Annotated in this window: 18 protein-coding genes; 9 read left to right on the plus strand and 9 right to left on the minus strand. The window is 55.0% G+C overall.

Translation table 11 applies throughout. The annotated features are described in order from the left end of the window. Positions 1-915, plus strand: a 915-nt coding sequence (locus tag AC2FIC_RS05875; RefSeq protein WP_496870048.1) for a gluzincin family metallopeptidase, incomplete at its 5' end; no start/stop codon positions are given. A gap of 113 nt (positions 916-1,028) precedes the next feature. Continuing rightward, positions 1,029-1,634 carry a hypothetical protein gene (locus tag AC2FIC_RS05880; RefSeq protein WP_496691609.1) on the plus strand — a complete coding sequence of 202 codons (606 nt, stop codon included), beginning with the start codon at positions 1,029-1,031 and terminating at the stop codon, positions 1,632-1,634. 52 nt (positions 1,635-1,686) lie between these two features. Here the strand turns inward: AC2FIC_RS05880 and AC2FIC_RS05885 are convergent, their stop codons facing one another. The 6 genes from AC2FIC_RS05885 to AC2FIC_RS05910 all read right to left on the minus strand — a co-directional run bounded on the left by AC2FIC_RS05885 (position 1,687) and on the right by AC2FIC_RS05910 (position 9,460). Next, entirely contained in the window at positions 1,687-3,456 is a 1,770-nt protein-coding gene (locus tag AC2FIC_RS05885; RefSeq protein ID WP_281286267.1) for an adenylate/guanylate cyclase domain-containing protein, read from the minus strand. Between the two features lie 85 nt (positions 3,457-3,541). Then, on the minus strand, positions 3,542-4,189 hold the full coding sequence (locus tag AC2FIC_RS05890) for a GNAT family N-acetyltransferase (protein WP_246097210.1): 648 nt from the start codon (positions 4,187-4,189) through the stop codon (positions 3,542-3,544). Positions 4,190-4,342: 153 nt separating this feature from the next. Continuing rightward, positions 4,343-5,287 carry an ABC transporter substrate-binding protein gene (locus AC2FIC_RS05895; RefSeq protein WP_142636294.1) on the minus strand — a complete coding sequence of 315 codons (945 nt, stop codon included), beginning with the start codon at positions 5,285-5,287 and terminating at the stop codon, positions 4,343-4,345. Between the two features lie 48 nt (positions 5,288-5,335). Next, complete coding sequence (locus tag AC2FIC_RS05900) at positions 5,336-6,343, minus strand: ABC transporter permease (RefSeq protein ID WP_496691608.1); 1,008 nt, start codon at positions 6,341-6,343, stop codon at positions 5,336-5,338. Next, positions 6,340-7,878, minus strand: coding sequence for a sugar ABC transporter ATP-binding protein (locus AC2FIC_RS05905; protein WP_496691607.1), 1,539 nt, complete (start codon positions 7,876-7,878; stop codon positions 6,340-6,342). Before AC2FIC_RS05905 ends, AC2FIC_RS05900 begins: the two co-directional genes overlap by 4 nt. A gap of 28 nt (positions 7,879-7,906) precedes the next feature. Continuing rightward, positions 7,907-9,460 (minus strand): UxaA family hydrolase, encoded by a 1,554-nt coding sequence (locus tag AC2FIC_RS05910; protein ID WP_496691634.1) that lies wholly within the window; start codon positions 9,458-9,460, stop codon positions 7,907-7,909. A gap of 83 nt (positions 9,461-9,543) precedes the next feature. Between AC2FIC_RS05910 and AC2FIC_RS05915 the strand changes: the two genes are divergently transcribed. From AC2FIC_RS05915 to AC2FIC_RS05940, 6 genes are all read left to right on the plus strand, one after another. Beyond that, entirely contained in the window at positions 9,544-10,281 is a 738-nt protein-coding gene (locus AC2FIC_RS05915) for a GntR family transcriptional regulator (RefSeq protein ID WP_281995093.1), read from the plus strand. Continuing rightward, on the plus strand, positions 10,278-11,330 hold the full coding sequence (locus tag AC2FIC_RS05920; RefSeq protein WP_496691606.1) for an aldo/keto reductase: 1,053 nt from the start codon (positions 10,278-10,280) through the stop codon (positions 11,328-11,330). Before AC2FIC_RS05915 ends, AC2FIC_RS05920 begins: the two co-directional genes overlap by 4 nt. Next, positions 11,320-11,748, plus strand: coding sequence for an RbsD/FucU family protein (locus tag AC2FIC_RS05925; protein WP_496691605.1), 429 nt, complete (start codon positions 11,320-11,322; stop codon positions 11,746-11,748). The genes AC2FIC_RS05920 and AC2FIC_RS05925 overlap by 11 nt, the downstream gene beginning before the upstream one ends. Next, positions 11,745-12,575 carry an amidohydrolase family protein gene (locus tag AC2FIC_RS05930; RefSeq protein WP_496691604.1) on the plus strand — a complete coding sequence of 277 codons (831 nt, stop codon included), beginning with the start codon at positions 11,745-11,747 and terminating at the stop codon, positions 12,573-12,575. Before AC2FIC_RS05925 ends, AC2FIC_RS05930 begins: the two co-directional genes overlap by 4 nt. 86 nt (positions 12,576-12,661) lie before the next feature. Further along, positions 12,662-13,417 carry an SDR family oxidoreductase gene (locus AC2FIC_RS05935; protein ID WP_496691603.1) on the plus strand — a complete coding sequence of 252 codons (756 nt, stop codon included), beginning with the start codon at positions 12,662-12,664 and terminating at the stop codon, positions 13,415-13,417. A gap of 19 nt (positions 13,418-13,436) precedes the next feature. Further along, positions 13,437-14,279 (plus strand): fumarylacetoacetate hydrolase family protein, encoded by an 843-nt coding sequence (locus AC2FIC_RS05940; RefSeq protein WP_496691602.1) that lies wholly within the window; start codon positions 13,437-13,439, stop codon positions 14,277-14,279. A gap of 32 nt (positions 14,280-14,311) precedes the next feature. Here AC2FIC_RS05940 and AC2FIC_RS05945 read toward each other — a convergent pair whose 3' ends face one another. After that, entirely contained in the window at positions 14,312-15,349 is a 1,038-nt protein-coding gene (locus tag AC2FIC_RS05945; protein WP_246097212.1) for a GlxA family transcriptional regulator, read from the minus strand. A 157-nt stretch (positions 15,350-15,506) separates the two neighbouring features. Here AC2FIC_RS05945 and AC2FIC_RS05950 point away from each other — a divergent pair, with 157 nt between their 5' ends. Continuing rightward, positions 15,507-16,184: a GntR family transcriptional regulator gene (locus AC2FIC_RS05950; RefSeq protein ID WP_496691601.1), complete on the plus strand. Its 678-nt coding sequence runs from the start codon at positions 15,507-15,509 to the stop codon at positions 16,182-16,184. Position 16,185: 1 nt separating this feature from the next. Here the strand turns inward: AC2FIC_RS05950 and AC2FIC_RS05955 are convergent, their stop codons facing one another. Beyond that, complete coding sequence (locus tag AC2FIC_RS05955) at positions 16,186-17,142, minus strand: ABC transporter ATP-binding protein (RefSeq protein WP_496691600.1); 957 nt, start codon at positions 17,140-17,142, stop codon at positions 16,186-16,188. After that, entirely contained in the window at positions 17,139-18,116 is a 978-nt protein-coding gene (locus AC2FIC_RS05960) for an ABC transporter ATP-binding protein (protein ID WP_142636312.1), read from the minus strand. The genes AC2FIC_RS05955 and AC2FIC_RS05960 overlap by 4 nt, the downstream gene beginning before the upstream one ends. Between the last annotated feature and the right edge of the window lies 1 nt (position 18,117).

The following is an 18,117-nucleotide window of genomic DNA, read 5'->3' on the forward strand; positions in this document are numbered from 1 at the left end:
GACCGACCAATCCCATGGCATTTCTCCCGCGATTTTGACCGACTGGAACTGTCGCTGCTGCCAAGCCTGGACAATGCGCATATCGGTTGGGGTTTCCTTGAAACCGGGGGCACCCACGAACACGGGGACGAATATCGCCCCTACAGCCTGAATTTCGACGTGGTCGCACATGAAATCGGCCACTCAATCATTTACAGCGTCGTGGGCATGCCCACCGACGGAGATGTCTCGGGTGAATATTACGGGTTCCATGAATCAGCCGCCGATATGGTGGCGCTTCTGGCCTCTTTGCATTTTGGCTCGGTGGTAGAGGCGCTGTTGGAAAACACCAAAGGCAATCTCTACAGCTTCAACCGGCTGAATCGCTTTGCCGAGCTTTCGGAAAATGCACAGATTAGAACGGCCGCAAACAACCGGTCACTATCGGAATTCGCTGCCGGATGGTCCAGTGAACATGCACTTTCCGAGCCACTGACAGGTGCAATGTTCGACATTTTGGTGGACATCTATCATGAGCGCCTGTTGGTTCATGACCTTATCACACAGGCCGAGGAAGATCTGTCCGATCAGCTAGAGGATTCACCCGATTACAGCGCGGTCATGCAGGGTATTTTTGACAAGCGATATGCCGAAAACCCTGATGGATTCCGCGTAGCACTTCTTGAGGCGCGCGATTTCCTGGGCACCTATCTGGCCGACGCCTGGAGCATGTTGGACGCCGATATGCTCAGCTATTTCGGTGTCGAAAAGGCCATGCTGGCGGTGGATCAGGAAATTACCGGGGGTGCCTTCCGGCGGATCATCGAAGGAAACTTTCGGATGCGTGATATAGGGGTGGCAACTGCCGGTCCGCGGCTGCCGGACCCCGATGAAGACAGTCACGCACACTCCGTCCGCACGCAGGTTCCAGACTGATGACAGCAAAATTCTTTTTTTTTCGGCAGATTTATGGCATTTAGAGGCGGGGTGATTTTTGAGGAGACACCGATGCGGTCATCCTCGGGATTTAATCGAAGGGGGTTCGGGTGATGAACCCATATTTGGGAGATGAGTTTATGGCGGAATCCTTGCTCAGTTTTTCGGAAGTGTTGATTTACGGCAGAGTTATCGACGATTTGGATTACGACCCTGCGAAAAAGAAAAGCAGAGGCAAAGGCAACAACAAACATCTTGATGAGCAACTCGCGAGTTCAGGAAATGACGAAGCAAAATTTGCCAAGATTTACGGGTTTGCCTATGAAGGCACCTATTACGACCTGCCCGAGCCGGTGATTTTCCTGGTTCACGGCAATGGTCAAGACGTCGCCAAGAAGGGCGAGCCACCAAACCAGGCCTCGCGCGCGCCCACGGATCCTTCGATCGGCGGTGTTGCGGCGGCGGACTATCAGGTCGCTGACGGTATCAAGTTCTGGAGCTATGATAAGTCCGATCAGACCATGCGCATGGATGTCACGACAGGCCAGTTCGAACAGGTTCTTTTAGACCTCTATTTCGGCTTTGACAGCCCTGCTATCAGCGGTGCAAAGGTCAGCGGTGCCAAGGTAAGTGGCGCCAAGGTCAGTGGCGCGAAAGTCAGCGGAGCCAAGGTCAGTGGCGCCAAGGTTAGCGGAGCCAAAGTACGCGGCGGCGACTGATCTTCGGACAAAGTCAGCAAAGAAGGCGCGGGTTCTCGCGCCTTTTTCCGTTCTAAAATCCCGCTTTTTTCAGCCCTTCGACAAAGTGCTGCGTGTCGTCTTCCAGACGGTCGGGCAGCACCTTGGCCCAGCGTGACAAAGAAAAGTTCGGGTGTGCGGCGCGGTGCTTTTCAGCAATCATACGTGCCATATCCATGTTGCCCAGCTGCGCATGGCTGGCGGCCAGCATCCGTTGACCCTCGGTCGGATTGTTCATCTTGTTGACGGTTTCGATAACATCTTCATAGCGCCTGAGATTGTAATAGGCGCCGCCGAGGTGCCAGAGATACTGATCCGGAAAGTACGGGTTCAGACGCATGGCCTGTTGCAGATGCGTGATGGCAGTCTCATTTTCCCCTGAATGTGCAAGCGCATCGGCGAAATCCGAATGCATATCCGCATCATTGGGGTTGAGAGCCAAAGCACGTTGGTAAGACTGTAGCGCCGCACTATGTTCCTTGCGATACAGATGGACAAATCCCAGCTCGCCAAATCCCCGTGCGTCTGTTGGGTCCAATTCGATCGACCGCTGTGCCAAAGACAGTGCCTGCTCGAAAGCACTGCCTGGATCTTCGGTCCACGAGTATCGCCAATCCAGATTCAACGTTCGGGACAAGGCGGCGGCGGCACGGGCATAGTTGCCGTCCCGTTCCAGCGCAGATTGATAGAAATTCTGTGCCTTGCGGTTGTCGTTGCGCGTGTATTTGAAGATGTGCTGCTGCCCCTGCAGGACAGAGCCATATGCCTCTAGATCTGAAGGAACGGCCTGAACCATAACTTGGCGCTCATGGGATTCGATCATTACGGCCGTGGCCGCGACGATACATTCAGTCACCTCGTCCAGAATATCAAATATATCGTCAATGTTTCGATCAAACCGCTCACCCCAAATCGTGCGTTCAGTGTTTGCATCGACCAGTTCCGCAGTAATGCGGATTCGACTGGAAGAGCGACGCACACTGCCACGGGCGATATACCGGACATTCAGCTTTCTTGCGGCTTCCTTCGGTGGCATGGACTGCGCCCTGAAGAAGAATGATGAGTTTCGGGCGATGACGAAAAGGTTTCTGAATTTGGAAAGGTTCAGAATGATGTCGTCGGTCAGACCATCGGCAATCCAGCCGTCAGACTCATCCCCACCGCTGATGCTGAACGGTAGCACAGCGACCGACGGAGTGTCCGGGCGTTCCAACAGATCGACAATAGCGTCGGGACGCATAGTGCCCGCCAAAGTAGCACCGGCAACCTCGCTGCGGACACAGTAGGTTGAAACCGGCGAAAGAATGTTCTTCAGATGCTGCGGACCAAGAAATTCGTACCCATACCGCAACCGGTTACAAACCTGATCATACACCGCAGAGCTGACATAGACCCGCTCGGGTTCCGCAATTTCTTGCAATCGCGCTGCAATGTTGACGTTGTCGCCATGAATTCCACGCTCATCTATCAGGATCTCTCCAAGATGGATGCCAACGCGAAACTTGATTTGCTGTTGATCTGATCCTGAATCGTTGTGCTGGGCAGAAATTTGGTGCAGCTCAACACCAAATTCGACCGCGCTGGTCGCTGTTTCAAACAGGGCCAGGATGCCGTCACCGCGCACTTCGACAACACGCCCCTGATAACGGGCGCATGCGGCTTCGATCTGCGATAGAAGTGTCTTCAAAGCGTTGTAGGTGTCGAGTTCGTTCTCACTCATCAGGCGAGAATAGCCGACGACATCTGCAAATAAGACTGCACCCAGCTTCTGAGTGATTGATGAATTCGGGTTAACTGTATTCACTGGCGGTACTCGATTCCTGAGTTCTGAACGAACCCTAACTTTTGTATAACAAAAAAAGATTTGAAATGATTGGTAATAACGTCTCTTAGTCCGACCCAGTCTCTTGCGGGGGCCAACACCAGCAATCCGAGGCATTATTGCCAAGCTTAACGATGGTTTCACCGCCCAATTCTTTCGCCAGTGAATTTCGGTTTTCGAACCAATCGCTGCTCAGCAACCCGACCACAACCATATCGTGAAATTGACCATCTGCAAACCAGGCCTGACGCATCGACCCCTCGATCTGGCACCCCAGTCTGGCAACCAGGTCTCTGCTGCTGACATTATCCGCCCTATAATACGAAGTCAGCCGGTTCAGCCCCAGTTGTCGGAAGGCGAAATCGGCGACCAAAGCCGTCGCCCTGATACCAACTCCATGGCGGCGCACCGAATGATCGACGAACATCGCAACGACAGCATCGCGATTGATCGGCGATATCCCCTCGAGGCCGCTCATGCCGACCAGTTTTCCCGCCGAATTCTCAACAACGAACCAACACCTGCGGCCGATGGCTGAGCCGGTGAACATGTCGCTCCAGCTTTCCTCTGTCTGTGCAAGATTAAGAGGGATGCGGGACACGCGTTCGAATTTGGCTAAATCCTCTACATTTTGAAACCAGGGCAGAATTGTCTCAAGATCGGATTTTTCCAGAGGACGAAGGACATAGGTCTTGTTGCTGGGCTTTTTTTTCACCGGAATTTCAACCTTCAATAAACATCAAAAAAATAACCCGTAGAGGATAGCATGAAAACGCCACAAACAGAAAAGATGATTGTTGCAACCCAGTAAAACAAAAATACCGGCCCGCCGATCGGGCGAACCGGTCCGTATTAAGCTGTCAGGCTCTTAGTCGTAAAGAACTGCCGCGATCTTCGGATCGTCAATATTGGAAGCATCGTAATAGTAAAAGCCTGTGTCGATTAAGGCCGGGACTTCTTCGCCTTTCATCGCCGCGACGGCCGCCTTGACCGTTTCATAGCCGATACCAACCGGGTTCTGGGTGATTGCCCCGGTCATCAGACCACTTTTGATCGCGTCTTTTTGGGCTTTGCCGCTGTCATAGCCAATGATGACAAGGCCTTCGGTGCCCAATTCCTGAACCCCGTTCACGACACCAATGGCAGAGCCTTCATTGGTGCCAAAAATACCATCCAGATCGGGGTTTGCAGTGAGGATCGCTTTTGTCACCTCGGTTGATTTCAGATGGTCGCCCTGCCCGTACTGAACGGTGACAACCTCGATATCAGGGTATTTTTCCGCAATGCGGTTCACAAATCCATCGCGGCGGTCAATGCCAGTGCGGCTGGTCTGGTCGTGGGCTACCACTGCAACTTTGCCTTTTCCACCAATCTTTTCGGCCATCTTGTCAGCGGCAAGCCCCGCTGCAGCTAGGTTATCAGTTGTGGCAGTAGAAACAGGAATATCACTGTCGACACCGCTGTCAAAAGCGATGATCGGGATACCCTTGTCATTTGCCTGCTTCAGCAACGGAATGGCGGCCTGACTGTCGAGTGCGGCAAAGCCGATGGCTTTTGGATTGTTTGCCAGTGCTGCGGCCAGCATGTCGATCTGACGGTCAACCATCGTTTCGTTGTCCGGTCCTTCGAATGTGATTGTGACGTCAAACTCTTCGGCCGCCTGTTCGGCGCCCTGCTTTACCGCCTGCCAGAATTGGTGCTGGAACCCTTTGGATACCAGCGGAATATAGATTTCTTCCGCCATGGCCATCGAGGCCGGAGCTGCGAGGGTGGCTGCGCTGAGCGCCCCCAGAACGAAACGACGTGTTAACATGATATTCTCCTCCAGTTGGTCGTTATCTTCTTTGGTCCTAAAAATTGTTCACCCGGTCTTTTTGCGCCGCGCCATGTCGGCATAGACGGCCAGAATGATGATCGCGCCAGTGACAACGGTCTGCCATTCCTGCGCGACAGACAGAACGCGCAGCCCATTGGTCAGGACAGCCATGATAAGCGCGCCGATGAGCGTTCCCAGGATCGTGCCGCGCCCGCCGGACAGAGAGGTTCCGCCAATGACCACAGCCGCGATGGCCTCAAGTTCGTATCCCAGCCCCAAAGCGGGTTGTGCCGAGTTCAGGCGCGAGGCGATCAGGATGCCGCCGATGCCGCAAATTCCCCCGGCCAGCGCGTAGATTCGCATCTTCCAGGCGTCGGTGTTGACACCCGACAAGCGGACCGCCTCTTCGTTTGATCCCAAAGCGAACGTATAGCGGCCCAAAACAGTGCGGCTGAGGATATAGGATGCTGCAATCGCGACCAAAAACAAGATCAGCACGCCGTTCGGGATAGGCACCGAGGGAACGATTTCTCCGATCAGAGACCCGCGCGAGATCTGATCGAAACCAGGCGTGTCATTGAAATAGATCGGTCGTGTGCCCGAGATAACCAGCGATAGACCCTTGAGGATCAGCATCATGCCCAGCGTCGCGATGAAGGGCGGGATTTTCATTTTGGCCACAAATGTGCCCGAACACAGACCACAAAACGCACCCGCTCCAATGGCTGCAGCAACACCCAAAAGCAGGGGCATGCCGAGATAAGTCAGGGCCACGCCCGCAATCACGGCACAGAAGGTCATCAAAGTGCCAACAGACAGGTCGATTCCGCCCGTGATGATCACCAGAGTTGCGGCAACGGCCAGTACGCCGTTGACCGAAGTTGCCTGCAGAATGGCAATCATGTTCGAGGTTTGCATGAAGTTCGGCGATGCGATCGAAAAGCCGATCAACAAGGCGATGAGACTGGCAAAGGCCAGCAGCTTTTGATACGCGCCGCTTTCCGACAGGCCCGCCAGGGGCTTTTTCTTGTCTATTTCCGTTGCTGTGGTCATGTTGCTGTCCCTGTGACCTGCATCGCCGCCGTGCGTTGGGTGGCCAGATGCATGATGTCTTCCTGAGTGGTGTTGTTTCCGCCGGGCAGAATTCCGGTCAGCCGGCCTTCGCACATGACGGCGATGCGGTGGCTGAGGCGCATGATTTCCGGCAATTCGGATGAGATCACGATGATCGTCTTTCCCTGCGCGGCCAGTTCTTCGAGCAGTTTGTAGATTTCCGATTTTGCACCGACATCAATACCGCGCGTGGGTTCGTCAAAGATAAGGATGTCGCAATCTCGCAAAAGCCATTTTGCGATGACTACCTTTTGCTGATTGCCGCCGGACAACAGGCGCACCTCTTGCACATCCGAGGGTGTGCGAATGCCAAGCTGGGCGATATAGCCTTTGGCCGTAGTGCTGATTTCGCCGTCGTTCAGAACACCGGTGGCACTGGTAAACCTATCCATCGAAGCCAGAGCGATATTGTCGCGGACGTTCATTCCCGTGGCGAGGCCGAAATGCTTGCGATCCTCGGACAGGTACCCGATCCCGGCACGCACGGCATCCACAGGGGAACGGATGGGCACGATCTGCCCATGTACCCGGATTTCACCGCCATCAATAGTGTCAGCCCCAAAGATTGCCCGCGCAACTTCGGTCCGCCCTGCCCCCATCAGCCCAGCAAAGCCCAAGATTTCACCCTTCCGGACCGAAAAGCTGACATCTTTCAGATCCGTGCCCCGCGTCAGTCCTGCGACTTCCAGAGAAACCTCGGCATCGCTCAGGTCCGGCACATCCAGAGGGTCTTCGGATACTTCGCGCCCAACCATCATCGCAATGATTTTGCTGATCGGCGTGTCACTGGCACCGACAGTGCCAACATATTCACCGTCGCGCATGACAGTCACACGGTCGGCGATTTGTTTCAGCTCGTCCATTTTGTGGCTGATATAAACAATCCCCACCCCCTCGGCCCTCAGGCGGCGGATGATGACGAACAGCTCGGCAATCTCAGCGTCGTTCAGGGCTGCGGTCGGTTCGTCCATGACCAGAACCTTGGAGCGATAGGACAGCGCCTTGGCAATTTCGACCATCTGCTGCTTGGCAATGGTCAGCCCGCCGACCAGTGCTTTGGGATCAAGGTTCAGGTTCATCGCCCCGAAGATTTCGGCGGTTTGAGCGTTCAGCGCAGCCTCGTCCAGGCGACCAAAACGTTTCCGGGGCTCGCGTCCGATAAAGATGTTCTGCGCTACGGTCAGATCATTCATCAGGCTCAATTCCTGATGGATGATCCCGATGCCAAGATTCTGAGCTTCGCGCGGGGAGGTGGGGCTGGCTGATTGGCCTTGAATGGCCAAGTCGCCGCCATCGCGCTGATAGATCCCGGACAGGATTTTCATCAACGTACTCTTACCCGCCCCGTTTTCCCCCATAAGCGCGTGGACTTCGCCCGAAAACAGATCGAACTGCACGGATTTCAGCGCGTGCACCCCGGGGAAATACTTTTCAATCCCCGTCATTTCGACCAGTTTTTCCATCTCTCCTGCCATTTTGCCCCTCCCTCGGGCGAAACTGCGGCTACATCACAGCGCCGATTTGCCAGGGGACGAATTCAACACCCCCAAAACCAAGCTCTTCGCTTTTTGTTTGTTCGCCCGATGCGACACGGATCAACATTTCGAACAACTCTTCGCCTTTGGCCTCGATGCTGACCCCGTCAGTGACGATGTCGCCACAATTCAGATCCATGTCTTCGGACATGCGGGCGTACATTTCCGAATTCGTCGCCAGCTTGATGCAGGGCGTGGGTTGATATCCGGAGACCGACCCCCTGCCTGTGGTAAACACGATCAAATTGGCACCGGCCGCCACCTGACCAGTGACTGAGCAAGGATCGAACCCGGGACTGTCCATGAAGACAAAGCCCTTTTTGTCGATAATTTCGCCAAATCTGTAGACGTCGCGCATCGGGGCCGTGCCCCCCTTGGCCACCGCACCCAGAGACTTTTCAAGAATGGTCGTCAGTCCACCGCGCTTGTTTCCGGGGCTTGGATTGTTGTCCATCTCGCCGCCATTGCGCTTGGTGTAATCTTCCCACCAATGAATACGGTCGATCAGTTTTTCGCCGATTTCCGGCGTTTCTGCGCGCCGGGTCAAAAGATGCTCGGCGCCATAAATTTCAGAGGTTTCCGATAGGATTGTTGTTCCGCCATGGCGCACAAGCAGATCAGAGGCATATCCAAGCGCCGGATTGGCGGTGATGCCGGAATAACCATCCGAACCTCCGCATTGCATCCCGACCGTAATCGCACTGATCCGAGCGGGCTTGCGCACCGCCTGATTGGCCAGCCGCGCGATCCCCTCCAGCTCGGCAAGCCCGCGCTCGATCGTGCGGCGCGTACCGCCTTCGTTTTGGATGGTCATATAGCGCAAGGCACCGTCCTCGCGGATGGGGCGGCCATCAACCAGACTGGCCACTTGCATGACCTCACATCCCAGCCCGATCAGCAGAATGCCGGCAAAGTTCGGGTGCTGGGCGTACCCGGCCAGGGTGCGCATCAACGTAGCATAGCCGTCATCCTTGGCCGACATACCGCAGCCCGTGCCATGCACGATGGGCACCACCCCGTCCACGTTGGGATATGGATCAAGCAACCCGCTTTTTGAGGCCGCTTCGGCGATGAACCGGGCTACTGAACCCGAACAATTCACTGTCGTCAGAATTCCGATATAATTGCGCGTGCCAACCTTCCCATCGGACCGGTGATACCCAAGAAAACTCCGCTCTTCGTCGATATGCGGCAAAGGGGTATTTGTGGTCGCATGGGCATAGTCCTGCTGATGGGCACCCATACCAAGATTGTGGACATGGACGTGATCTCCGGCTGCGATATCTGCCTTTGCCTGACCAATGATCTGACCATAGCGAATGACGTTTTTTCCGGCAGAAATTGGGGTAATAGCAATCTTGTGCCCACGCAGAACCTGATCCCGAAGCGGGACATTCAGCCCGGAAGGCTGCGTGCCGATCTTCAGATCTCGGAGTGCAATGACGATATTGTCGTCCGGGTTCAACCTGACTGTATCGCGCGCTGCGGGCTGAGAAGCCTTTATTTTCTGATCTGGTTGCATCATTTTCCTGTTTGCTGATCCCGACTGCTAATCGTCGGGCACGCACTTGTCAACTAACATGTTAGTATGCTAGGTCGCTAGATATGAATAAACCACAGGACATAAACGCTCTGCACCTGCGCGATATTTCTACGTCTGAGGGCTCTTTGTCTCAGCGCGTTTACCTCTCAATCAAGCATGCAATCCTGTCGCTGGACTTCGCGCCGGGCGACAACCTCAGGAAGGCGCCGATATGCGAACGCCTTGGCGTTTCGCGTGCGCCCGTGACCGAGGCGATTGCCCGACTTGCTTCCGAGGGTCTGGTGGATGTCGTGCCCCAATCCGGCACGCGCGTATCCTATTTCTCGATGTCCGAAATTCGCGAGGGTATGTTCCTGCGTGAAGCACTTGAACTTGCGACGGTCGCCAAAGTCGCGCGCGATTTGACCGAGGATCAGCGCAAGATACTGGGCCGCAACATGCGTCTGCAAGAGCTGCTGATCGAAGATGAAGATGTCCCCGGCTTTTACGAGGCGGATGAAGAATTCCACGGCCTGCTGATGAAATTCACAGGATTCAACAGGTTAAGCGACGTCGCGCAAACCGTTTCACTGCAAGTGACCAGAGCGCGAATGCTGCTGCTGCCTACCCCGGGCCGGGTGGTGGAAACGCTGGCCGAACACCGCGCCATTTTCAACGCGGTTCTTGAGAGAGATGAAAAAGCTGCACAGGACGCCATGCAACGTCATCTGGGGCAGTTGATGCCTCGGATTCAACGCTTGCAGCAGGAACAGTCCCACCTTTTCACGGACTCCCCTCATCCAATACGCGAGGCAGGATGACAGTTACCGCAACAGAGCTTCTAAATGGCCGCACGGCGCGACCCGTTCCGCTGACTCGGATGGGATTTGGTGGCGCGCCTTTGGGGAATCTCTATCGCAAAGTATCAGACGAGGATGCGCAGGCTGCGCTGCAGGCAGCCTTTGATTTGGGTATCCGATTTTTTGACACCGCACCGCAATATGGGTTGGGCCGCTCCGAGCAACGATTTGGCCAGGCTATTGCCCGGTTCGGACGCGAAGAGATTCAACTTTCGACCAAGATCGGGCGTCTGCTGCTGGATTGCGCACCGCATCATGTCACACCCGAAGCCTTTGTTGATGTGCCGCAGAAACGTATCGTTTTCGACTATACCTATGACGGGGTCATGCGATCCTACGACGCCAGCCGCGACCGGTTGGGTGTCTCATGCGCCGATATCCTGCTTGTGCATGACGTCTGTGCGTTCAGTCAGGGCAGTCAGGAGGCATCTGATGCCAAGATCCGGGAACTGTTCGATGGCGGCGGATACAAAGCTCTGGTCGAACTTCGTGAAGCCGGTGAAATTGCCGCCATTGGAGCCGGTGTAAATGAATGGCAGGTCTGCGAAAGATTATTGGGCTTGGGCGACTTTGACGGGTTTCTTCTGGCAGGCCGTTATACCCTCTTGGAACAAGACGCTTTAGACAGCTTTCTACCCCTTTGCGAAAAGCGGGACGTGGGCATAATTCTTGGCGGGCCGTACAACTCGGGTATCCTGGCAACCGGCGCTGTTCCCGGTGCGAAATACAATTATGCTGATGCACCCGAAGACATCCTTGCCCGAGTTCGCCAGATCGAGGCTGTCTGCTCAGCCCATGATACACCACTGATCGCTGCTGCCTTACAATTTGTCCTTGGCCATCCCTGCGTCAAAACCGTTGTCCCCGGCGCGGTGAATGCTGCCGAGGTGCAGGCCAATGCGGCCCTGCTCGAACGTCAAATCCCCGCTGCGCTTTGGTCTGATCTGTGTTCGGAAGGATTGATCCGTTCCGACGCCCCCCTTCCCGGAGAGGCTGCCTATGCTGCGTAATATTGATCCCATCCTGTCGCCTGACCTGTTGTACACCCTGCGCGCTATGGGGCATGGTGATGAAATCGTGATTGCGGATGCGAATTTCCCCGGCTCCAGCTCTGGGCCGGGCTGCATACGTGCCGACGGGTCAAGCGCCAGCGAAATCCTAAGAGCTATTTTGTCTGTCATGCCGTTGGACACATTTGTCCCTGACCCGGCCCTGACCATGCAGGTTGTTGGCGATCCGGATGCTATACCTGAGGCCATCGCCGATTTTCAGACCATTATCAGCGAAATAGCGGACCACCCGGCCACGATACAGGGCATTGAACGTTTCGCCTTTTACGACCGGGCGGCCACAGCTTTTTCGATCGTGCAAACCGGCGAACGTCGGCTGTATGGCAACATCATCCTGAAAAAGGGTGTTCTTGGATGAAGATCGACGCCCATCAGCATTTTTGGACATTGGCGCGCGAAGACTATGGCTGGCTGACACCGGATCTGGGGCCGATTTACGCGGATTTCGCGCCCGCGGATCTGGCCCCATTGCTGAAAGGAGCGGGAATTGACGGTACGGTCTTAGTACAGGCTGCGCCGACAGCTGCTGAGACCGAGTATCTGCTGTCACTCGCCGAGCAGGCCCCGTTCATAAAAGGCGTTGTCGGATGGGTTGATTTTGAGGCCGCCGACGCACCGGAACAAATCGCACGACTGGCTGCCCACCCGGTTTTTGTCGGTTTGCGCCCCATGGTTCAGGACATTCCCGACCCATTATGGATGCTCAGGGATGGGCTGACACCGGCTTTTGACTCTCTGCAACAGGCAAACCTTACCTTTGATGCGCTGACCCTGCCGCGACATCTGGGGCCGCTTCAACAGCTGCTGGAACGGCACCCACATATGCGCACGGTAATTGATCACGGTGCCAAGCCCCTGATCCGGGAGGGAGTCATGGAGGACTGGCAAGAAGACATGTCGACATTGGCCCGAAATACAAATGCCTGGTGCAAACTTTCCGGGTTGGTGACCGAGGCCGGGGCGAATTGGACGGTAGAAGATTTGAAGCCCTATGTGGATCACCTGCTGAACACATTCGGGCCCTATCGCCTGATCTGGGGCAGCGACTGGCCGGTTTGCACATTAAACAGCAGTTATGAAAGATGGCTTGAGGCGACCGATACGCTGTTAACCGGTCTGGCACCACACGAGCATCAGGCGATACGGGGCGGTAATGCTGCCCAAGCCTATGACCTCAGGGACTAGATTGATCTTTCCGAGGCTGTATGCCGATCGGATTTTGCCGTCGTGGTTCCCCGAAGCTTGGATTTTAGAAGGAGAGTGAAATAGATATGATATCATCCGAAAACCTTGGCCGTCTGGCTGGAAAAACTGCTCTGATCACCGCCGCGGGACAGGGCATCGGGCGTGCAACAGCCGAATTGTTCGCCGCCGAAGGTGCACAGGTTTTTGCCAGCGACATCAATGATACCTCTCTGGCAGAGTTGCAAAATATCCAAGGCGTTACGTCGGTAAAACTTGACGTAACCGATGCGGCGGCAGTGCAGGCCTTCGTCGCGGACACGCCCCCGTTGGATGTTTTGTTCAACTGCGCAGGATATGTGGCTGGCGGGTCCATTCTGGAATGTGATGAACGTGACTGGGTTTTCAGTTTTGAGCTGAACGTCAAATCGATGTACCGGCTGATCCAATGTGCCCTGCCAACCATGCTGGAACATGGTGGCGGGTCTATCATCAACATGTCTTCGGTCGCCTCTTCGTTGAAGGGCGTTCCAAACAGGTTTGCATACTGCGCCTCGAAAGCCGCCGTAATCGGACTGACGAAATCGATCGCAGCCGATTTCGTCACACAAGGCATCCGGTGCAATGCGATCTGCCCCGGCACTGTCGATAGCCCCAGCTTGCACGACCGGTTGCGCGCAACTGGGGATTACGAGAAAGCAATGACTGATTTTATTGCGCGGCAACCCATGGGCCGCATCGGAACCGCAGATGAGATCGCGGAACTTGCGCTCTATCTGGCCAGCGATGCCAGCAAATACACAACCGGACAGCCCTTTGCCATTGATGGCGGCTGGACGATCTGAAGCAAATGAGGAATGTGAAATGAAATTGCTACGATACGGCCCAGCAGGCGCGGAAAAGCCGGGCATCGTTGATAAAGACGGCACTATCCGGGACCTGTCGGGGGTCGTCGCCGACATTGCTGGGGAAGCGCTTAGCGATGAAACCCTAGCACGGCTGCGCGCGCTGGATCTTGAAACCATGCCACCCGTCGATGCCGACAGCCGTATCGGCGCCTGTGTTGGACGTGTCGGAAAGTTCATCTGCATCGGTTTAAACTTTGCCGATCACGCGGCCGAAAGCGGCATGGACCTACCTGCTGAGCCGGTGGTCTTTTTCAAAGCGACATCCGCCATCATAGGCCCCGATGACACGGTTGAAATCCCCCGCGGGTCAGTCAAGACCGACTGGGAGGTGGAACTGGGCGTCGTCATCGGAAAAGAAGCAAAATACATCTCGGAGGATGAAGCACTGGCCCATGTGGCAGGATATTGTGTGATCAATGACCTGTCAGAACGGGATTTTCAACTGCACCGTTCAGGTCAGTGGGTCAAAGGTAAATCCGCAGATACGTTCGGCCCAATCGGTCCCTGGCTGGTAACACGGGACGAAATCCCTGATCCCCAAGACCTGCCAATGTATCTTGAGGTGAACGGGCATCGGTATCAGGATGGCTCGACCAGAACGATGCATTTCAGTGTCACAGCGGTGATCTCGCACCTGTCGCAGTTCATGTCACTGCAACCCGGCGACGTGATCTCGACCGGGACACCCCCCGGTGTGGGTCTGGGGCAAAATCCGCAGGTTTACCTCAAACCTGGTGACAAGATGGAACTGGGGATCGAAGGTCTGGGGGTTCAACGTCAGAACGTCATACAGGGGTAGTCCCTGGGACCTATCAAGTGGTGCTCATCCAGTCATTCTGGGTGGGTTTCCTCGGACCAGGATCGCCGGAAATTATGCGGTGATATTCTGAATCGGTTCCGGAAATGCACAGAAAGCCTATCCGTACTGGAAAACCCGGATGCAAAGGCTATCTCAGAAACGCTCAGGTTTGTTTCATTCAACAGGGCAAAAGCGCGGTCCAGCCTGAGTTCATTGTAGAACCGTCCCGGCGACATGTTAGTGTGCTGCCTGAACAGCCGCTCCATATGCCGCCGGGACAGGGACGCCTGATCCGCTATTGCCTCGAGGCTAAGCTGAGTTTCAATATTCTCGCGCATGATTTGCACCGCTTCGATCAATTTGGCATTTCGCGTGCCCAAAAGCGCCGAAACCGGCGATACCTGTTTGCTGCCGCCTTCTCCCAGCCTTCTGTGCAGGCACATTTCCGAAACGTTGTTCGCCAAGGCGTTTCCAAACAATTCCTCGATAACTTCAAGCATCATGTCAGTGCTGGCGTGCCCGCCCCCGCATGTTCTAAGTTTCCCGTCAATTTCATAGAGGTTCTGGGTCGGCTCCATTGTCGGGAAGTTCTCACAAAAGCCAGGCCGGTTTTCCCAATGGACGGTAAAGTTTCTGGTTCCGATCACGCCCGCCTTTGCTAAAGCAAATGCACCGGTACAAATCCCACCGAACTCACATCCATGCGCCTTTTGTCGCCGAATCCAGTTCAGGACATTTGTGTTGAAAGACCTCATCGGTTGCGTTCCGGAACACACAAAGACAAACGCTCCCTTCTCCAGGTCATGAACCGAGTGATCCGCCTGAACACGTATGCCGTTGGAACAGGTCACGGGTTCTCCGTCGGTGGAGAGCACGTACCACTCGAACAGCTGCTTTCTGGAAAGTTGATTTGATATGCGCAGAGGCTCAATCGCGGCACTGAAAGCCAGCATCGTCGTGTTGGGTAAAAGCAGAAAATAGAAGGCCTTGGGCGGCCCGTCATAGGAAACGTCCACGGAAATTGCGCCTTTTGGCAAAAAGCGCGGATTATCCATACGATCCTCTTTCATGTTTAATCCTTATAGAACGTGACCATTTTTACTGTGGCAGCCGAGGCGGCTTGAAATCAATCAACACTTTATATTCATTAGTGAATGCAAGGCTCTTGGAAAACCGGTGTCTATTTTGTATTTTGGATACAAAATTACACCAGCAGAGACTGTAACAATGCCAAGAACCCGCGCAATTCCCAGGCAAAGTTTGCCCGATGTCATCACAAATGACCTGCGCGAGCGGATTCTAAGCGGAGAGATGGCAGAAGGTGAAGCCATCCGTCAAGAAGCCCTGGCAGAAGACTATGACGTGTCACGCATGCCCATACGAGAAGCGTTAAAACGGCTTGATGCAGAGGGTCTTGTGCAGCTGACCAACAATCGCGGCGCTGCGGTGACAAGACATTCGCTGTCAGAAATCGGTGAGATATTTGACCTCCGGATAATGTTGGAGGTCGATCTGTTCAGGCGTGCAATTCCACAGATGACCGAGGCAAATTTTTCCGAATGCGAAAGGTTTCTGGACGAAATGGAAACGTCCTACGAAGCCTATGATGTCGGGCGGTGGGGTGGTTTGAACTACGAATACCACAATGCGCTTTACGCTGCAGCAGACCGTGGGATCACCAATGATATACTACAACGGATCAATCTACAGTCCGATCGCTATGTCCGTATGCACCTGAGCGTTATGGAACAACGCGAGCCCGCGAAAAAGGACCATCGCCAACTGCTGACGCTGGCCGAGAATGGGCAAGTTGAGGAAGCCTGCGCGCTGTTGACCCAACATATTGGGCGTACAAAAGACCATTTGCTTGCGATGGTCACCGCAACGCGCAGTTCCGAGAGCTAACCTAACCCAGCGGATGCAGGCATGCAGCCTGATGGGTTGTTCCTTGCAGATCGGGTGGTGCCGCACGGCATTCGTCAGTTGCCAGCCAGCATCGCTGAGCAAAGGCACATCCCTTGGGGATATTCATCGGTGAGGGCAACTCACCTTCCAGCTTGATCCGTTCCTTACGCGCCTCGGGGTCGGCACGCGGTGTCGTCGACAACAACGCTTTGGAATAAGGATGCCGGGGCGCCGCGAACAACTGTTCTTTCGGAGCTTTCTCGACTGCGCGTCCCAGATACATGACAATTACGTCATCAGCGAAATGCTTCACCACAGACAGGTCATGCGAGATGAACAGGTAGGCCAGGTTCAGACGCTCTTGCAGTTCAACCAGCAGGTTCAGGATTTGAGACTGGATCGAAACATCCAGCGCCGATACCGGCTCATCCAAAACCAGAACCTTGGGGTTCAGCATCAGGGCTCGGGCAATCGCAATCCGCTGCCGTTGGCCACCCGAAAACATGTGGGGGTAGCGATCATAATGCTCGGGGCGCAGACCGACAAGATCAATCATTTCGCGTGCGCGAGTTTCCCGTTCCGCAGCGGTCATATCGGGCCGGTTGATGATCAGAGGTTCCTGCAGGATCTGACCGATCCGTTGTCGCGGATTAAGCGAACCATAAGGATCTTGAAACACGATCTGCACGTTTTCGCGCATCTCAGCCCATTTTGACGGGGTGATTTCGACGCCGTCGATGGTCAGTGTTCCCGAAGTGGGCTCTTCAATCATCGTTACGACGCGAGCGAGGGTGGATTTACCGCACCCGGACTCTCCTACAATGGCCAGCGTCTTACCAGGCTCTAGGGCAAAATCCACACCGGAAAGGGCTTTGACCGTTGCCGATTTCGACAGCAATCCCCCTTTGACCTCATAGTGCCGGGCCAACGCGTTTGCCTGAACGATCGGGGCGGTCATGCCAATTCTCCAGCGGTGATTTCCTTGACGTGGTGACAGCGGGCCTTGCCGAAATCTGCTCCATGCGGAGCGGGTGGTGTGTTCCGGCACAAGTCATCGGCGAATTGGCATCGCGGGCTGAACAAGCAACCTTTGGGACGGTCAAATTGACCAGGAACAACACCTGGAATCGTCGGCAGCAATTTCGAAGTTGCCCGTTCAGGCAAAGCGTTCAGCAAAGCTGAGGTATAAGGATGGCGCGGTGTGCGGAACAGATCGCGTACCGGCTGTTCCTCGACCTTTTGACCGGCATATTGGACCTGAACCCGCTCGGCGGTTTCTGCCACAACACCCATGTCATGGGTAATCAGAACAAGGCCCATCCCCTGCTCATCGCGCAATCGGACCAACAGATCCAGAATCTGCGCCTGAATTGTTACATCAAGCGCGGTAGTGGGTTCGTCCGCGATCAGAAGTTTCGGGGTGCAGGCAATCGCCATCGCGATCATGACCCGCTGATTCATGCCGCCCGACATCTGGTGAGGAAACGTATTCAGACGGCTCTCGGGTGCCGGGATACCCACCAGGTCAAACAGCTCAATCGCGCGCTGATGACGGTCTTTGCGGTTGAGCCCAAGATGGATACGCAGTGCTTCTTTGATCTGGAAACCGACCGTGAAACAGGGGTTTAGCGAAGACATCGGCTCTTGAAAGATCATGGCAATATCTTTGCCGATGATCTTGCGCCGATCCCGTGCCGAGATTTTGGTCAGGTCGCGACCCTCAAAGCTCATTTCATCTGCCGTGATCGTCGCCGTCCATGGCAGCAACCCCATCAGCGCCAGCATTGACACGGATTTCCCCGAGCCGCTTTCCCCGACAATGGCCATCAACTCGCCCTTGTTGACAGACAGATCAACGCCATCCACAGCGCGGAACTCACCCGACGCAGTAGCAAACTCGACCGAAAGATTTCGGATTTCCAACAGGCTCATG

It is taken from the genome of Ruegeria sp. CDSC079 (genome assembly GCF_059610505.1).